This window comes from Marivirga tractuosa DSM 4126 (assembly GCF_000183425.1).
Taxonomy (GTDB): domain Bacteria; phylum Bacteroidota; class Bacteroidia; order Cytophagales; family Cyclobacteriaceae; genus Marivirga; species Marivirga tractuosa.
In genome coordinates, this window is record NC_014759.1 from 158,623 (window position 1) to 177,275 (window position 18,653).

Annotated in this window: 9 protein-coding genes; all 9 read left to right on the forward strand. The window is 36.1% G+C overall.

Features of this window, described 5'->3' with window-relative positions; translation table 11 throughout:
- Positions 1-5: 5 nt before the first annotated feature.
- The 9 genes from FTRAC_RS00690 to FTRAC_RS00730 all read left to right on the forward strand — a co-directional run bounded on the left by FTRAC_RS00690 (position 6) and on the right by FTRAC_RS00730 (position 18,642).
- Positions 6-1,535 (forward strand): RagB/SusD family nutrient uptake outer membrane protein, encoded by a 1,530-nt coding sequence (locus FTRAC_RS00690; RefSeq protein ID WP_013452295.1) that lies wholly within the window; start codon positions 6-8, stop codon positions 1,533-1,535.
- 87 nt (positions 1,536-1,622) lie between these two features.
- Positions 1,623-4,964 (forward strand): VCBS repeat-containing protein, encoded by a 3,342-nt coding sequence (locus tag FTRAC_RS00695; protein WP_013452296.1) that lies wholly within the window; start codon positions 1,623-1,625, stop codon positions 4,962-4,964.
- A gap of 3 nt (positions 4,965-4,967) precedes the next feature.
- Positions 4,968-8,324 (forward strand): VCBS repeat-containing protein, encoded by a 3,357-nt coding sequence (locus FTRAC_RS00700; RefSeq protein WP_013452297.1) that lies wholly within the window; start codon positions 4,968-4,970, stop codon positions 8,322-8,324.
- A 3-nt stretch (positions 8,325-8,327) separates the two neighbouring features.
- Positions 8,328-9,665 (forward strand): vanadium-dependent haloperoxidase, encoded by a 1,338-nt coding sequence (locus tag FTRAC_RS00705; RefSeq protein WP_013452298.1) that lies wholly within the window; start codon positions 8,328-8,330, stop codon positions 9,663-9,665.
- A 1-nt stretch (position 9,666) separates the two neighbouring features.
- Positions 9,667-11,295, forward strand: a complete 1,629-nt coding sequence (treF, locus tag FTRAC_RS00710; RefSeq protein ID WP_013452299.1) for an alpha,alpha-trehalase TreF — start codon at positions 9,667-9,669, stop codon at positions 11,293-11,295.
- Between the two features lie 88 nt (positions 11,296-11,383).
- Positions 11,384-13,066, forward strand: coding sequence for a sodium:solute symporter (locus FTRAC_RS00715; protein ID WP_013452300.1), 1,683 nt, complete (start codon positions 11,384-11,386; stop codon positions 13,064-13,066).
- A 55-nt stretch (positions 13,067-13,121) separates the two neighbouring features.
- On the forward strand, positions 13,122-14,768 hold the full coding sequence (locus FTRAC_RS00720; RefSeq protein ID WP_013452301.1) for an alpha-glucosidase: 1,647 nt from the start codon (positions 13,122-13,124) through the stop codon (positions 14,766-14,768).
- A gap of 215 nt (positions 14,769-14,983) precedes the next feature.
- Positions 14,984-16,660, forward strand: coding sequence for a sodium:solute symporter (locus FTRAC_RS00725; RefSeq protein ID WP_013452303.1), 1,677 nt, complete (start codon positions 14,984-14,986; stop codon positions 16,658-16,660).
- A gap of 233 nt (positions 16,661-16,893) precedes the next feature.
- The gene (locus FTRAC_RS00730) at positions 16,894-18,642 is read left to right on the forward strand and encodes an OmpA family protein (RefSeq protein WP_049783979.1); all 1,749 of its coding nucleotides are present in this window, start codon (positions 16,894-16,896) and stop codon (positions 18,640-18,642) included.
- The last annotated feature ends 11 nt before the right edge of the window (positions 18,643-18,653 follow it).

Genomic DNA, 18,653 nt, shown 5'->3' on the forward strand with positions numbered 1-18,653 from the left:
AAGTCATGAAGAATATAAAATTATTATTAATAGGTTTATCAGTAGTGGCATTTAGCTGTACTGATTTAGAGGTAGAGGAATTAGATTCCGTTGTCGTGGATTCACCTACAGGTGAATTCAGTGGAGTTGATCCAACTGCAAACTTGACAAATGCTTATGTGGCTACAGCCAATTCATTAGGTAGTCAAGATAATACGTATGCTTTAATGGAAGTATCTTCTGATGCTCAATTAGTACCTACTCGAGGTACTGACTGGGGAGATAATGGGGTTTGGAGAACATTACATCAGCATACATGGGATGCTACACACCAGTTTGTATTAAATGCATGGAATAATCAAAACTCTAATGTGTTTTCATTGAATCAGATTATAGCTCCTCAATCTGAAGCTAATCCTCAGCAGTTAGCTGAAGCTAAATTTTTGAGAGCTTTAAATGTGATGTTAATATTAGATTTATGGGGTCAAGTTCCATTTAGAGCAGCTGATGATGGTCCCGATGTATTGCCAGAAGTGTTAACTAGACAAGAAGCAGTAGATTTAATAGAAGAAGATTTAAGCAATACTACTATTGAAAATTTACCTGCTATTGGTCCCGGTAATGATGCTGAAATACTGAGAGCGTCTCAGGCATCTGCTCATTTTCTTAGAGCCAAATTCTATTTGAACAAGCATATATTTTTAGGAGCTCCTTCTGGTTCTGCTCCTGAGAATGCAGATATGGATAGAGTGATCGAAGCAGTTGATGCTGTAACCGCTGCAGGTTTTTCTCTTGAGGAAGATTTCTTTGAAATCTTTGATCCAGCTCCAGATAATGAGTCAGTTTTCACCTTAGAAAGAGATGCTGGAGGTAGAATTTGGAATGGTTTACACTACAATCATAATGAATTTCCTGGTAATGCTGGTGGTGGATGGAATGGATTCTGTACTACTGCTGAATTTTATGCCATGTTTGAAGGCCCTGAAAGCAATGATGAGGGTTCTGGTCAAGAGTTACGAAGAGGATACGTTCCTAATGATAGCTTAGGTTTCGGTTTCCTAGTAGGACAGCAATATGATTTTGACGGTAATCCTTTAACTACACGTAATGGTGATCCTTTAGCATTTAGTGCTGAATTACCTGGGCTAGCTGGAAATGGCGAGGCTACTGGTATTAGAATGCTGAAATATCATCCTGAAAACGGAGGTGCATTTCCAAGTCGTCAGATATTATTTAGATATGCTGACGCAGTATTAATGAAAGCTGAAGCTGAATTATGGAAAGGAAATTCTGGTGTTGCTCTTCAAATTGTAAATGATTTGCGAGAATTACGAGATGCTTCTCCTTTAACTAGTCTGGATGCTGAGGAAATGTTAGCTGAAAGAGGGAGAGAGCTTTATATTGAGTTCTGGAGAAGACAAGATCAAGTGAGGTTTGGAACTTTTACGGATACTTGGTCTTATAAAGATAACACTGAAGAGTTTAGAGTGTTATTTCCAATACCAAACTTAGCAATCAGCACAAACCCTAATTTGGAGCAAAATCCAGGTTATTAATTTAATTACTCTTTTAAAAAGAGGATAGTGGATTGTTTTCCATTATCCTTTTTTTATACATTTAAGGTTTTAAAAGCCTAAATTATCATGTCCATTAAAAGATTACTTTTTTACCTAAGCCTTATTTTTTTACCGCTTTTGGCCTGTGAAAGCAATCCTGCAAGTGAAAAGACTAAAAATTCAAGAACCACTACCTTTGAATTGCTTGATTCCACCCAAACGGGTATTACTTTTCGTAATCAAGTAGAAAATAAGGATAGATTCAATATATTTTCTTACCGTAATTTTTACAACGGGGGTGGAGTTGGCGTTATTGATGTCAATAATGACGGGCTTCAAGATATTGTTTTTACTGGTAACCAAGTCAATAATAAGCTATACCTTAATAAAGGTGATTTTCAATTTGAAGACATTTCAGAATCTGCCGGCATAAAAGGCTATGGCGGGTGGAGCACAGGAGTTAGTATTATTGACCTCAACCAGGATGGCTTCAAAGACATTTATATTAGTAATGCTGGTTATCAAGAAGGTAGTGAACCCGTAAATGAACTATTCATCAATAATGGAGATAATACCTTTACTGAAAAGGCAGCCGAATATGGATTAGATGAGCCGGGTTATACTACCCATGCAGCCTTTTTCGATTATGATGGCGATGGGGATTTGGATGTTTATATCCTGAATAACTCATTCATACCTGTAAACACGCTCAATAATAGCAATAAAAGAGATTTATATGCTGAAGATTGGGATGTAAAAGATTTTGTAAAAGGGGGGGGAGACAAATTGCTTCGAAATGATGAAGGAAAGTTTGTCGATGTCAGTAGAGAAGCTGGCATCTACGGTTCTTTAATTGGTTTTGGACTTGGTGTTACGGTTGGCGATATAAATGGAGATCATCTACAAGATATATACGTTTCCAATGACTTCTTTGAGAGAGATTATCTCTACATAAATCAAGGGGATGGAACATTTTCTGAGGACAGTAAAAAATGGATGGGTCATATGAGCTTGGCGTCCATGGGAGCTGATTTGGCTGATCTTAATAATGATGGTTATCCTGAAATTTTTACCACCGAAATGATCCCTGAAACTGATCAACTCATCAAACAGAAGCTACAGTTCGAAGACTATAATACTTATCAACTCAAGCTTAGAAGAGATTTTTATTATCAGTACATGCATAATGCCTTGCAATTGAATACTGGAAATGGAAGCTTCCATGAAATAGCTTGGTACGCTGGTGTGGCACAATCTGACTGGAGCTGGGGTGCTTTGATGTTTGATGCCGATATGGATGGCTATAATGACATATTCGTATGCAATGGAGTTTTTCAGGATGTTACAGATGCTGATTTTATGGATTTCTTTGCTAACGATGTGGTTCAGCGTATGGTGCTGACTGGTAAAAAAGATAAAATGGAAGATGTGCTGGCTAAAATGCCTAGCAATCCTCAGGCTAATAAAATGTTTGTCAACCAAGGAAATTTGCAGTTTAATAGCAAAGAAACGGAATTAGGACTTGGACAGGAAACCTTTTCAAATGGTGCAGCTTATGCTGATTTGAATAATGATGGGAGTCTAGATATTATAGTTAATAACCTCAATCATCCTTCTAGCATTTATAAAAGTAATGCTAAAACGGATAGTACCCATTTTTTAAAAATAGACTTGAAATTTGAAAAGCCAAATCGTGATGCCATTGGTGCGAAAGTGCAGTTATTTGCTGAAGGAAATCAGTTTTACAGACAAATGATGCCGAGCAGAGGTTTTCAATCTTCAGTAGATTACAATCTTCATTTTGGTTTAGGAAATATTACAAAAATTGATTCACTCAAAATCATTTGGCCTAATAAAATGATTAGTGTTGTTCAAAAACCAACAATTGATTCATTATTGACTATCAGTTATAAAAATATATCCAAAGACAATGGGAAATTTGAAACACCATTTCTGCAAGAAACGGATGGTCAATTCTTCAAGCAAGTTGAGAATAAATTTCAAAGACATGAGGAAGATAATCATGTGGATTATTATTATGAAGGATTAATAATGAGAATGCTTTCTAAAGAGGGACCTGCAATTGAAGTGCAAGATTTGAATAATGACGGGTTAGATGATGTTATTATGGGAGGAGCAAAAGGACAAAAAAGCAGGATTTATTATCAGCAATCAAATGGTCAATTTAAGGCAGTGTTATTAAATGACCTAGCAAACGAAGTAACGGCAATTCACATCTTTGACGCAAATGCTGACGGATTATTAGATGTTTATTTTGGTTACGGTGGAAATCACACAGCTATAAATTCGGCTGATTTTAATGATCAATTGTTTATGCAAACTGTGTCTGGCGATTTTGAGCAAAAGCCGAAGGCAATTCCCGAAACAGGTTTTAATACATCAGTTGCGATAAGCTTTGATTATGATGAAGATGGGGATTTGGATTTATTTGTAGGAAGCCGCTCGGTTCCACAAGAATATGGACAGAGCCCTAAGAGCTTTCTACTTGAAAATGATGGAAATGGCAACTTTAAAGACATGACCGTCAGAAGAGCAAAAGAATTGGATGGGTTGGGAATGGTTACTGATGCCAAAATTGCGGACATTGATCAGAATGGTACTCAAGAGTTAATAGTTTCAGGTGAATGGATGGGTATAGAGCTTTTTGAAATTGCGGATAAGCAGTTGAAAATTATGACGGATAATCCGCTTCAAGACTTAAAAGGTTGGTGGAATACATTGGAGGTTTCCGATTTAAATAATGATGGTTTGCCTGATCTGGTTTTAGGTAATAGAGGAGATAATTTTTATTTTAATGCCTCAGATGAAATGCCAGTTAAAATTTGGTTGGAGGATTTTGATGCCAATGGTGACATGGACAAAATTTTGACTAGAACAATAAATGGTCAAGATATGCCTATTCAGCAAAAAGGAGAAATGATAAGCCAGCTCCCAATTTTGAAAAAGCAGAATTTGAAATATAAAGATTATGGCACTAAATCTATTCGCGATCTATTTGGGGCAGAAAGAATTGAACAAGCTTCTCATAAGTCAGCCCACACATTTACAACTGCTGTTATGCTTAATCAGGGAAGCTGGAAGTTTCAAGAAGCAACTTTGCCAGTAGAGGCACAGTTTTCAGCAATTCATGCAATAGAAGTAATCGACATTAATCAGGATGGTATTCTAGATTTGATTTTAGCTGGAAACGAAAGTGATTTTAAACCGCAATATGGAAAACTAGATGCCAACGATGGTTTAGTTCTGTTTGGTGACGGGAAAGGTAGTTTTAAATTAGTAGACGAGCATAAGAGTTTGGGTTTAGAGGGTAATGTACGCTCTATTAACCCTATTAAAATCCAAAATCAAAAGCACCTGATATTCGGAGTCAATAATCAAAAAACCATTTTATTAGAACTCATAAAGTAAGAAATGAATATAAGTTTACCCAAAAAGAAGAGTTTGAATAGAAACATTTTATTTTTAGCACACAGCTTTGCGCTGGTCATATTTTTAAGTTTTTTCAGTGCCTGCTCCGATTCAAAAGAATCTTATTTTGAATTATTGGAAGCGGATAAAACTGGATTACATTTCAAGAATACACTGAAGCAAACGACTGACTTCTCGTTTTTTGATTATATGTATTTTTATAATGGAGGAGGAGTTGCAGCTGCCGATTTCAATAATGATGGATTAGTTGACTTATTCTTCACTTCCAATATGGGTGAAAATAAGCTCTTCTTAAATCAGGGAGATTTCAAATTTAAAGATATCAGTTTAGAAGCTGGTATAAAGGGAGAAGGATATTGGTCAACTGGAGCTTCTGTAGTAGATATCAATCAGGATGGTATGATGGATATTTATGTGAATGTAGTGGGTGACCATAAAGTGTTAAAGGGCTCTAATCAGCTTTTTATTTGCAAGAAAATTGAGGATGGGGTTCCAGTTTTTGAAGATGAAGCTATTGCTTATGACTTGGATCTTGCTGGCTTTGGTACGCACGCTGTCTTTGCAGATTTTGATAGAGATGGTGACCTCGATATGTTCCAGCTTAATCATAGCATTCACCAAAATGGTACCTTTGGAAAAAGAGAAAAATTTAAAGGAGAAAAAAGCAACATCTCAGGAGATCGATACTTTAGAAACGATAACGGTACGTTTGTCAATGCAACCACTGTGAGCGGCATAAATAGTTCTGTGATTGGTTATGGGCTTGGAGTTGTTGCTGGCGATGTAAATAATGACGGTTTTCCTGACATTTACGTAGGAAATGATTTTCATGAAAATGATTACCTCTATATCAATCAAAAAAATGGCACTTTCAAAGAAGTGTTAACAGATCAAATACAGCATACTAGCCGGTTTTCGATGGGTGTGGATATGTCGGATGTTAATAATGATGGTTTTAACGATATTATCTCTTTAGACATGCTGCCATATGACCCTCAGATATTAAAAAGCAGTTTGGGGGAAGATGCCTTTGATGTCTATCGCTTTAAAAAGGATTTTGGTTATAATGATCAGTTTGCTAGAAATAATCTACAGCTCAATAATAAGAACGGCACATTTAGCGAGATTGCACTTTATGCTGATGTATATGCTACAGATTGGTCTTGGGCACCGCTGTTTATGGATTTTGACAATGATGGTCAGAAAGACTTATTCATTTCCAACGGTATCCCTAGAAGGATGAATGATATTGACTATATGAATTTCATGAATTCTAATGAAGATCAAAGAATGAAAACTGAAATGGGAATGGTCGATAAAGAGGACTTAGAAATTGTAGAACGCATGCCTAAAATTAAGTTACCCAATCGTTTCTTTATCAATAATGAAGATCTAACATTTAATGATGTCAGTTCACAAATCAACAATCAAGTAGGCTCTTATTCCAATGGAGCAATTTATGTAGATTTAGATAATGATGGCGACTTGGATATAGTTGTAAATAATCTTGAAGACAAACCTTTTATTTACAAAAACACTAGCATTGAGGAAAATAAGAGTGGGAAATATATGCAGTTAGATTTAATTGGTTCTAAAAATAACCAAAATGCTATTGGAAGCAGGGTTGTGGTCGAGCTAAAAAATGATCAAATATTAAGTTTTGAGTACTTTCCAGTCAAGGGGTTTCAGAGTTCTGCTCTCGACAAATTTCATATTGCGATAGGAGATAGCAGTCAAGTCCAAAATATTAAATTAGTATGGCCTGATGGTAAAACCCAAAACCTGAATGGTCTGGAATTTAATAAAGTGCATAAAATTGAGTATAAAGATGGTTTAGCTTCTTTCGATTATACCTCTCTTCATCCAGATGGTTTTGCTTACAAAGCAGTTGAAATGCAAGATTCTATAGGATTGAAAGTAGTTCATGAGGAAAATCAATTTGTAGAATTTATCAGAGAACCTCTAATGCCTCACATGGTGTCATCGGAAGGACCTGCATTAGCAGTTGGGGATATTAATGGTGATGGGAAGGAAGATTTTTTTATTGGTTCTGCTAAACGTAAAAAAAGCCAAGTTTGGCAGCAAAATGAGGAGGGTAGATTTGAACTAACTGAACAAAAGTTAATTGAGAGCGATGATACTTTTGAGGATGTTAATGCTGTATTTTCTGATATAGACAATGATGGCGATCAGGATTTGATTATAGCGTCAGGTGGAAATGAATACAGAGGAGATTCTGAATATATTACCCAACGAATTTATTTAAATGATGGGAAAGGGAATTTTAATCAAAAATATATTTTTGAAAACAGTCATATGACTTCTTCTTCTGTGGCTGTAGCAGATTTTAATGGCGATGGATTCCATGATGTATTTTTTGGAGGAAGAGCAATTCCCTATGGCTATGGTTTAGCGCTGGGGTCAAAACTGTACCTTAATAATCAAGACGGAACTTTTCGATTGGCAAATGATGATTTCGCACCCTTTTTAAGCGATTTAGGTATGGTGACCGATGCAAGCGTTGTTGATGTTAATTCTGATCAAAGACCGGATATTATTTTGGCACTAGAGTGGGAGCCGATCCAAATTATGATGAATCAAGGGGATGGTTTTTCGCTGAAAGTTGTTGGAAATGAAAGAGGTTGGTGGAAGCATGTGAAATCCGGAGATTTCGATGGCGATGGAGACATGGATTTTATAGCTGGAAATACTGGAGAAAATTCTAGACTTAAACCAACGGAAGAAGAACCTGTTAATTTATATATCAAAGACTTTGATGATAATGGCCAAACTGATCCATTGCTCACCTATTTTTTAGATGGTCGTGAAATTCCCTTTGCTAATCATTCTGAAATTTTGAATCAATTGCCGATGCTTAAAAAGGAATGGAAATATGCTCAGGATTTTTCAAGAGCTAGTTTAAGCGAAATATTTGGAAAGGACAATTTGGAATCAGCCGTTAAGCTATCAGCAAATGATTTTACAAGTTATCTATATCGTAATAAGGGTGATGGAAGTTTCCAAGCTGAAGCCTTGCCAATGGAATTTCAAATCTCAACTTTAAATGCAGTAGAATTCATAGCAGGAAGTAATAGAGATTTGCTCGCAGCGGGAAACTTTTTTGAAAACAATATAGAAATGGGTAAATACGATGCTCAGTACGGAACTGTATTTAATGTTCAGGATTCTTCGGTAGAAATTCGAAATGTCAAAGGATTGAGATTAGATGGTCAAGTAAGAAATATTAAACCAATTTTAGTGAATGGACAGCACTTCATGCTTGTTGTGAGAAATGATGACAGTGTCAAATTAATAGCATTTGAAGCAATAAATAATTAATAAATGAGAAATACTGTATTATATTTTTTAGTTGTTATAGGGTTCTTTTTTTCTTGTACCCCCTCTAATTATGAGCCCACTAAAGTGAAGGCAGATGATTTGCATTCTTTGATGCAAAAAGTGACAGATGTAACGGTGCATGATATTTTTTCACCTCCAGTTGCCAGTAGGGTATACGTTTATCCTTCCATTGCCACCTATGAAATTTTAGCAGATCAAGATTCTTCCTTTCGTACGCTTGCAGGTCAACTTAATGGTTTAGCCCCAATCCCAACTCCTGAGAGTAAAGAAGTTAATTTCAAAATGGCTGCACTATACGCAAATTACCTTACTTCCAAAAAGTTGATTTTTTCTGAGGAGAAGATGGAAGAGTGGCTAGCCGATTGGAAAGCTGAATTGGTCAATAGAGGATTGACAGATGATGAATGGGAAGCGTCAGTGAACTATGCTACTAAAGTCCATCAGCATATCATGACTTGGGCAGATGAAGATAATTACAATGAAACAAGAACTATGTCCAGGCACCCGCTGAGTGACAAACCTCATCATTGGGAGCCTACTCCACCAGCCTACATGGCAGCTATAGAGCCACATTGGAATAAAATTAGGACTTTCGTTTTAGATAGTGCCAATCAATTTATTCCTAAGCCACCTTATGAGTATAGTCTTGAACAAGATAGCCCTTTTTACCAAGAAATGATGGAGGTTTATGAGGTAGTAAAAGGTGTGGATAAGGAAAAAAAGGAAATTGCCTCATTCTGGGACTGTAATCCTTATGTAATGAATATTACAGGACATGTGATGTTTGCTACAAAAAAAATAACCCCAGGAGGGCATTGGATGGGAATCGCTAAAATTGCTTCTGTTTTAGATGAAGCTGATTTAATGAAAAGTAGCTATGCTTATACAAAAACATCTATTGCCTTGGCTGATGGTTTTATTGCATGCTGGGATGAAAAATATCGCTCTAACCTGATTAGACCGGAAACCATAATTAATAGGAAAATTGATGATGACTGGACGCCAACTTTACAAACTCCACCATTTCCTGAATACACCAGTGGACATAGTGTTATCTCTACTGCAGCTGCTAATGCCTTAACCGATGTATATGGTGATAATTTTAGTTTTTTAGATAGTACAGAAGTCAAGTATGGGCTCCCCACCAGAGAATTCAAATCTTTTATGGAAGCTTCTCAGGAAGCCGCTATTAGTAGATTATATGGAGGGATTCATTACAGAAGAGCTATAGAAGAAGGAGTTTGGCAAGGTCAAAAAGTAGGAGAGTGGATAAGGGAAAATTTAGAATTCAGAAATAACAAGGTAATCGCAGAGAACTGAAATGAAAAAGCTATTTTTAAATTGCAGTACCTATTCCTTCATATGCTTATTTTTGCTAGCAACCTCTTGCTATGAAATAACTGAAGATAAAAAGATTCACAGCGAAAATCAACTAGAAGATTTTCAAGAGTTTTATGATTCTGAGTTGTTTAAAGATGTACAGCTATCCGGTGTTTTTGAAGATTCCAAGACATTCGTTGATTGTAAACCAAAGATTGGTTTAATGAAAATCCAAACAAGCTATAGGGCAGAAAAGAATAAAAAGGGGTTTGACCTAGAAGAATTTGTTTTACAGCATTTTGAGCTGCCCGAAAATCCTAAAACAGATTTTGAATCTGATGAAAAAAAAGATATGTACGAACATATCGAAAGCCTATGGCCAGTATTGACTAGACCAAAAGATACGATTCAAAGCACTTCTTTAATTCCCTTGCCATATCCTTATGTGGTGCCTGGTGGTCGTTTTCGGGAGATTTATTACTGGGATTCATATTTTACCATGCTTGGACTCAAAGCTTCGGGTAAAAATGACTTAGCCATTTCTATGATAGATAATTTTGCTTTCCTAATTGATCAACTGGGCTTTATCCCAAATGGAAATAGGGCTTACTATACAGGCAGAAGTCAACCACCTTTTTTTGCATTGATGGTGGATGAAATAACCTCCAATAATCGATCAAAATTTACTTCTTATCTGCCGCAAATGGTTAAGGAATATCAGTTTTGGATGCAGGGTAGTAAAAAATTAACGGAAGCTAATCCTGAAGTAAAAAGGGTCGTTTTATTGGAAGATAATATAGTTTTAAACCGATATTACGATGAATATGCCAAAGCAAGACCTGAATCATTTAAGGAAGATTTTGAGTTGGTAAAAGAGAATAACTTAGCGAAAGAAAAAGCTTATAGGAACCTTAGAGCTGGAGCTGAATCTGGATGGGATTATTCCAGTAGATGGTTTGAAAACCCCCAAGAAATGAAAACTATTCAGACCATTGACATCATTCCTATTGATTTGAATGTGCTCTTATATTTTCTTGAGATCAAAATTGCACAAGCTTATAACTGGAATGAACAATTAGATAGTGCAGACCTATTTTTAGAAAAAGCGGACCTGCGGAAAAATGCAATCAATAGTCTTCTTTGGGATGAAAAGCATCAGCGGTATGCTGATTTCAATTTTAAGAATAATCATCATACCAAGATATTGAGCATGGCAACGGCATATCCCCTTTTTGCAAAAATAGCTCCTAAAGACAAAGCTAGGATGGTTATTAAACAAATGGCTGACAGCCTTTTATTGGATGGTGGTTTTGTAAGTACTACTATTGAAAGTGGTCAACAATGGGATTTCCCTAATGCATGGGCACCATTGCAATGGATTGGAATTAAGGCTTTATTTAATTATGGTGAGCATGATCTGGGTTTGGATGTAATGGATAGATGGTTGAGCTTGAATGAAAAGATTTATGAGCAGACTGGCAAAATGATGGAAAAGTATAATGTTGCAGATACTAGTTTGCAAGCAGGGGGAGGAGAGTATCCATTACAAGATGGCTTTGGATGGACGAATGGTGTGGCGGTTGCAATGAAGAAAATACTTGATGAAAAGGAAGCTATGAAAGTTGACTGATTTTTTTTTACTGAATAGAGAAGTTCAAATTTTTTAAACTTTTGATATTTTAAACTATGAAATAAAGTATAAACTAAACTATTGAAGGATGAATGAAATTGGTTTAAGCCCAATTGATGGGGGAATTATCATTATTTACCTTGTCGGAATCATTTGGTATGGGATCAAGAAGGGTAAACAAAAAACTTCGGAAGATTATTTTTTAGCAGGTAGGAATATGATTTGGCCCATAGTGGGGATTTCACTTTTTGCTGCCAATATTGGAAGCAATACTTTGATTGGGCTCACTTCAGAAGCTTACAACACCAACCTTGCTGTTTATAATTATGAATGGATGGCAGCGGTTGTATTGGTCTTTTTTGCCATCTTTTTTCTTCCATTCTATTTACGTTCCAAGGTTTATACCATGCCAGAGTTTTTGGAAAGAAGGTATGATAGTCGCTCACGTTACTACTTTTCCACTATTACTATCATTGGAAATGTCATAATTGACACGGCCTCAGGTTTATATGCTGGTAATTTAATATTGAAAATCATTTTCCCAGAATTAGATTCAACCATCATTATTTTGATTTTAGCTGGTGCAGCTGCTGCTTATACCATTCCTGGAGGATTATCTTCAGTGGTGCACACAGAGGTAATTCAGGCTTTATTACTGTTTGCAAGCTCTATGGTTTTAACTTATTTCTGTTTTTCTGAGGTAGGTGGTTGGTCAGGTATGATGGCGGGTCTGGAAAGTCTGCAACCTCAAGGTAAAGGTCCTGATGAAATATTAAGTTTAGTCAGACCGTTAGAGAGTGAATACATGCCATGGACGGGTTTGTTATTTGGTGTCCCACTTTTGGGCTTTTATTTTTGGGCCAATAATCAGTTTATGGTACAGCGTGTTCTTAGTGCGAAAGATATAAATCATGGCCGCTGGGGCGCTATTTTTGCAGGATTACTAAAATTACCTGTTCTCTTTTTCATGGTGATTCCTGGTGTCATTGCAATTGTAATATTCTCTGGAATGGACATTAGTGCATTGAACTATCATATGAAAACCGAGGCAGGCGAGGTGCTCTGTACAGATTTAGCAGATTGTCCTAATATGACTTATCCCTTATTGATCTATAGTCTTTTACCGACTGGCTTGTTAGGGATTGTGATTGCAGGTCTTTTGGCAGCAATGTCTTCTAGCATAAGTGCTACCTTAAATTCGTCTTCTACCTTAATCACAATGGATTTTGTAAAAGCCATTAAGCCTGATATGACGAGCAAACAATTGGTTAGAACAGGACAAATTGCAACATTGGTTCTCGTATTATTGGCAGCCGCTTGGGCTCCACAAATCGATCGATTTGGTTCCCTTTTTGATTACTTGCAAATTATACTGGGGTTAATTGCACCACCGATTGTAGCCGTATTCGTAATGGGTTTATTCTGGAAAAGAGCAAATGGGCATGGTGCAATTGCTGGTCTTTCGGGAGGATTTATACTTGCCATATTTATCATTTTGTCAAGTGTATTTGATTGGGTACCAGCTTTAAACGAGATTCATTTTTTACATAAAGCACCGCTCTTAATGTTAGCGGTAATACTTATTCAAATGCTGGTTAGTTTAACGACCGCACCACCAGCAGAAGAAAAGGTAGACGATATGGTTTGGTCAATTAAAATATTCAGAGCCGAAACCAAAGAATTAGAAGGATTACCATGGTTCAAAAATTACCGAATCCTTTCCATTCTATTGTTAGTAGTGACAGCGGTAATTGTAATCTGGTTCTGGTAAGATGAAATTCGTAATTCATAATTGATCATTCGTAATTCAAAAATTCTTAATTAAAATGACTTGGTGGAAAGAAGCGATAGTATATCAAATATATCCTAGAAGTTTTAAAGACAGCAATGGAGACGGGGTAGGAGATTTACCTGGAATTATCAGTAAATTAGACTATATTCAGTCTATTGGGGTAGATGTGATTTGGCTCTGTCCCATTTATCAATCCCCAAATGATGATAATGGCTATGATGTAAGTGATTATCGTCAAATCATGACAGATTTTGGAAATATGTCAGATTTCGATCTCCTTTTAGAGGGCATTCATCAAAGAGGAATGAAATTGATTATGGATATAGTGCCTAATCATACTTCCGATGAGCACAGGTGGTTTAAAGCTTCCTCTGAAAGTGAAGATAATCCGTATCGGGACTATTATATCTGGCGAAAAGGAGAGAAGGATAAGTTACCGAATAATTGGCCTTCCTTCTTCTCAGGTAATGCTTGGGATTATGACGAAAAGACCCAATCGCACTATCTTCATTTATTCTCCAAAAAACAGCCTGATCTGAACTGGGAAAACCCAAAAGTGCGACAAGAAATTTATGATATCATGCATTTTTGGTTTAAAAAAGGCATAGATGGATTTAGAATGGATGTTGTCAGTTTGATTTCCAAACTCCCAGGACTTCCTGATACTGATAGCAATATTTTTACTGAAATCATTTCAAAATATTATGCCAATGGCCCTAAGGTGCATGAATATTTAAGAGAAATGAATCAGGAAGTTCTACAACATTACGATTGTATGACCGTGGGGGAAGGCCCTGGAATCACTTTAGATAACGCACTGGATTATGTGGGAGAGGATAGAAACGAACTCCATATGGTTTTCCATTTTGGTCATATGTACATAGATAATGGGCCAGGTGGAAAGTATGATCCCATTCCGTACAATTTAGTGGATATGAAAAAAGTATTCAATGCATGGGATAAAAAACTGACTGGAAAAGGCTGGGGAAGTATCTTTTTGGGTAATCATGATTTCCCACGTATTGTGTCTCGATTCGGCAATGATGGTCTCTATTGGCAAGAATCAGCAAAACTGCTTTCTACTTTATTACTTAGTATGCGAGGAACGCCCTACATATTTCAAGGAGATGAAATAGGCATGACCAATGTTGCTTATGAGTCCATTGAAGAATATCGGGATATAGAGACTTTAAACAGTTGGAAAGATGCCATGCAAAAAGGTGTTGATTCTGAGAGTTTTATGAGGCTTGTTCATCAGCAAAGTAGAGATAATGCTCGAACTCCATTTCAATGGAATAATGCTAATAATGGAGGCTTCTCGGAAGGACAAGCTTGGTTACGACCCAATGATAATTTTGAGAGAATTAATGTAGAAAAGCAGGAAAATGAAAAGCATTCCGTTTTAAACTACTACCGAAAAATGGTGAAGTACAGAAAAGATAATCCAACTTTAGTTTATGGAGATTATGAATGTTTTCAAATTGAACATCCCGAGCTCTTTTTATTTAAACGGTCGGATGATCAAAGGACTTATTGGGTTTTACTTAATTTCTCAGAACATCATCATGATGTAGAATTTGAAATACCTGAGAATGTATGTTTGGAAATGAACAATTACCCTGAACCTAATGCAAGCAGAAGATTAAGACCTTGGGAGGCAAAAATCATGCAAGAGAGATAGGATTGCTTCAATCTTTTAGCACTACAACGCACCGCTCACCAAATCCCATTTTTTTATTTCAAAAAATCCCTCTAATTTCCGCTAATGGAAAACGATTCAGATTTGGAAAATAATAATCCGCCCGTATTAGGCAAGTGGAAGAATTTCTACTGGTTATTGATTATCGTACTAGTCAGCTTGATAGGTATTTTTTACGCCATAACCCAATATTTTAAATGAGCGCTTTAGATTGGATTGTCCTTTTCGGAACACTGATAATGATTGTAAGCTATGGTGTCTATAAAACCAGAGGCAGTAAAAACATTGAATCCTATTTGAAAGGAGATAACAGCATGAAATGGTGGACTATTGGTCTGTCCATCATGGCTACCCAAGCCAGTGCTATCACATTTTTGTCCACACCAGGTCAGGCTTACGAAAGTGGAATGGGTTTTATACAGTTTTATTTTGGTTTGCCCATAGCTATGATTATCCTGAGTGTCTGGGTTTTACCGATCTATTATAAATTAAAAGTTTATACGGCTTATGAATACTTGGAATCTCGTTTTGATTTAAAAACACGGATTTTGGGAGCATTTCTATTTCTTATTCAAAGAGGATTGGCTGCAGGAATCACTATTTATGCTCCCGCTATAATTCTTTCTTCTATTTTAGGCTGGCCATTGGTTTATACTACAGTTATTATTGGCTCTTTGGTTATTATTTATACGGTGAGTGGAGGTACCAAAGCAGTAAGTCAAACCCAAAAGCATCAGATGATTATCATGATGGGAGGGATGATAATTGCTGGGCTTTTTGTAGTGAAACTGCTTCCAGAGGATATAGGAATAGTGGAGGCAACAAAGTTAGCGGGGCATTTAGGTAAATTAGAATTGATTAATACAGAAGTTGATCTCGAAAACCGCTATACTTTATGGACAGGTCTCTTGGGAGGATTATTTGTGGCTTTATCTTATTTTGGTACCGACCAATCACAAGTAGCTCGATATTTATCTGGAAAGTCCCTAACAGAAAGTCGCTTGGGTTTAATGTTTAATGGACTTCTGAAAATACCCATGCAGTTTATTATCCTGTTTATTGGAGCTTTAGTTTTTGTTTTTTATCAATTTAATCAAGCGCCTGTCTTTTTCAATGAGGCAGCTAAGGATGAAGTTTATTTGAATGATGAACAAAAAGAAAAGTATCAAGCAGTAGAACAGCAATATTCTGATTTGTTTGAAGAAAAGAGGAAGCAAGTTCATTTATTATCCACTGCTGAAGGAGAAGAAGTGGAGGACTTAAAGCAAAAGATTTCAAGCATTCACGATCAAGAGGATCAATTAAGGGATGAAGCAAAAGGGATAATTAAAGCTACAAATGAGGATCTAGAAACCACTGATACTGATTATGTTTTCATCACTTTTGTAATGGAAAACTTGCCTAAAGGAATTATAGGGCTATTGTTAGCGGTGATTTTTTCTGCAGCCATGTCTTCAACTGCTTCAGAATTAAATGCCTTGGCTTCCACTAGTATCATTGACATTTATAAGCGAAATATTTATCAAAAAGGAAGTGAAAAACATTATCTAATAGCATCTAAGCTATTCACTCTTTTCTGGGGGCTGGTAGCCGTATTTTTCGCCACCTTTGCGGGCTTACTAGATAATCTCATTCAAGCTGTAAATATTTTAGGATCAATATTTTATGGTACCATACTTGGTATTTTCTTATCAGGGTTTTTCATCAAATATATAAAAGGAAATGCAGTATTTATTGGAGCTTTAGTCGCCCAGATAGTGGTATTGTATTTTTATTTTTTCAGCGATATGGCTTACCTCTGGTTTAACTTGTTAGGTTGCGGAATTGTGATTTTAACAGGATTACTGTTTCAGTATGTTAAAAACAAAAAGTAAGTAGGACCTAAGTAATAGCAATGTTGTTATAAGCAGAATCATCTTCAAATATTTCTAATTGAAACATGAAATGGGTAGATCATGGTGTAATATGGCTCTAATTATACATAACTAGAAGTCATTAAACTAATCAGAAACCTATTCAATCGAATTTATAATTATTATCAGTTTAACCATCTAATATTTCAATATATTTGGAGGTTTCCCTTGGTAGTTGTATTTTTCTAATCTATATGAAGTTGTACGGTAAAATAGTTTTATGCTTTTTGTTTATATTTTTGAGTGTCAAGTTGATAGCTCAAGATCCTGAATTAGCCAAAATCTATCTGGAGCAAGCAGATCAGGTATATGCAGAAGCAAAGGATGCGATTGAGATCGCAAAAGATATTTATATCCAGGCTGCTGAGGCGGACACCATGAATATTAGGGCAAATTATATGGCTGGTGTGCTATATTTAGAAACCGTAAACAGAGATTATTCCACTAAATATTTTGAACGAGTAAAAAGATTAGATCCTAAATACCGGTTTAATATCGATTATTTGTTAGGGAGAGGGTATCAATATGGTTTAGAATTTGAAAAAGCATTAAAATACTTTTTAGCCTACAAAGACAAACTGAGATCTGACAGGAGTTACAGGGGGCGTGATAAAACCTCAGTTTATGAAGTAAATGATAGAATTGAGGAATGCCAAAATGCAAAGGAGATTATTGGTATGCCTTCTTCATACACTATTGAAAATGTAAGTGAAAATGTTAATTCCACCTGGCCTGATTATGCCCCAGTTTTAAATGAAGATGAAACAGTAATGATATTTACTTCCAGAAGGCAAGAGGGCAATACTAACGAAAATGTTGACAATGACAATTTTTATTTTGAGGACATTTATATCTCGAAAAGACAAGGAGTGACTTGGAGTAAAGCAAAAAATATCGGTCAAAATATAAATACCTTATACCACGATTCTAATTTGTTCTTAAGTAGTGATGGAAAGACATTGTATATTTATTCTGATGAGGGGAATGGTGATATATTTTATAGTACTGAGAATGAGCAGGAAGAATGGACTAAACCAGTTCCATTGGAAGGCAGAATAAATTCACAAGGATTTGCAGAGCAATCAATTTGGGTGTCAGATGATAATGAATTTATGATGTTTGCCTCGAATAGGCCAGGAGGCTATGGCGGCTTTGATATCTATGGATGCTATATAGAGGACGGCCAATGGAAAAGACCCTTTAACATGGGGCCAGAAATTAATACCAGAGCTGATGAAGATGGACCTTATATGGCAAAAGATGGGGTTACACTATATTTCAGTAGTAAAGGACATAAAGGTTTTGGAGGCTTTGATGTTTTTACAACTACCTACAATGGTAAAACTGAAAAATGGAATAAACCTGAGAATTTGGGCTATCCTGTTAATACGGTAGATGATGAGGTGTATTTCCATCCAACAGCAGATGGTGAAAGAGGGTATTTGGCATCTGTTAGAGAAGAAGGTTTAGGTTTTACGGATATTTATATGGTAACGCATGTAGGCAACTTGGAAAAAACTGCAAAAGATAGAATTTCTAAGTTAAAAGAAAGAGATAATGATTTCATAACTGATGAGCAATTAGAGGTTAAAAGATTAATAGACTCAGTTCTCAACATTTCTGCCTATCAGGTTTATTTTGAGGTTAATTCCAGTGAGATAGATGAAAGTCATGATCAAAAGTTAATTGAAATGGCTAATTTCCTGAAATCTCATCAAAATCTTGGTGTGCAAATTTCTGCATTCGCATCGTCAGATGGTAATCCTAAATATAATTATGAGCTTTCCAATAGAAGAGCTCAATCTGTATTGAAGTTTTTTAAAGAAAATGGAATTGAGTCTGACCGCTTAGCAGCAAGAGGGTTTGGTATTTTAAAGGGCAGTGAGGATAAATCTAGAAAGGCGGAGGTGAAAATTTTAGATCTTTCAAGATTTGAAGAATAAAAGCCAGTTAT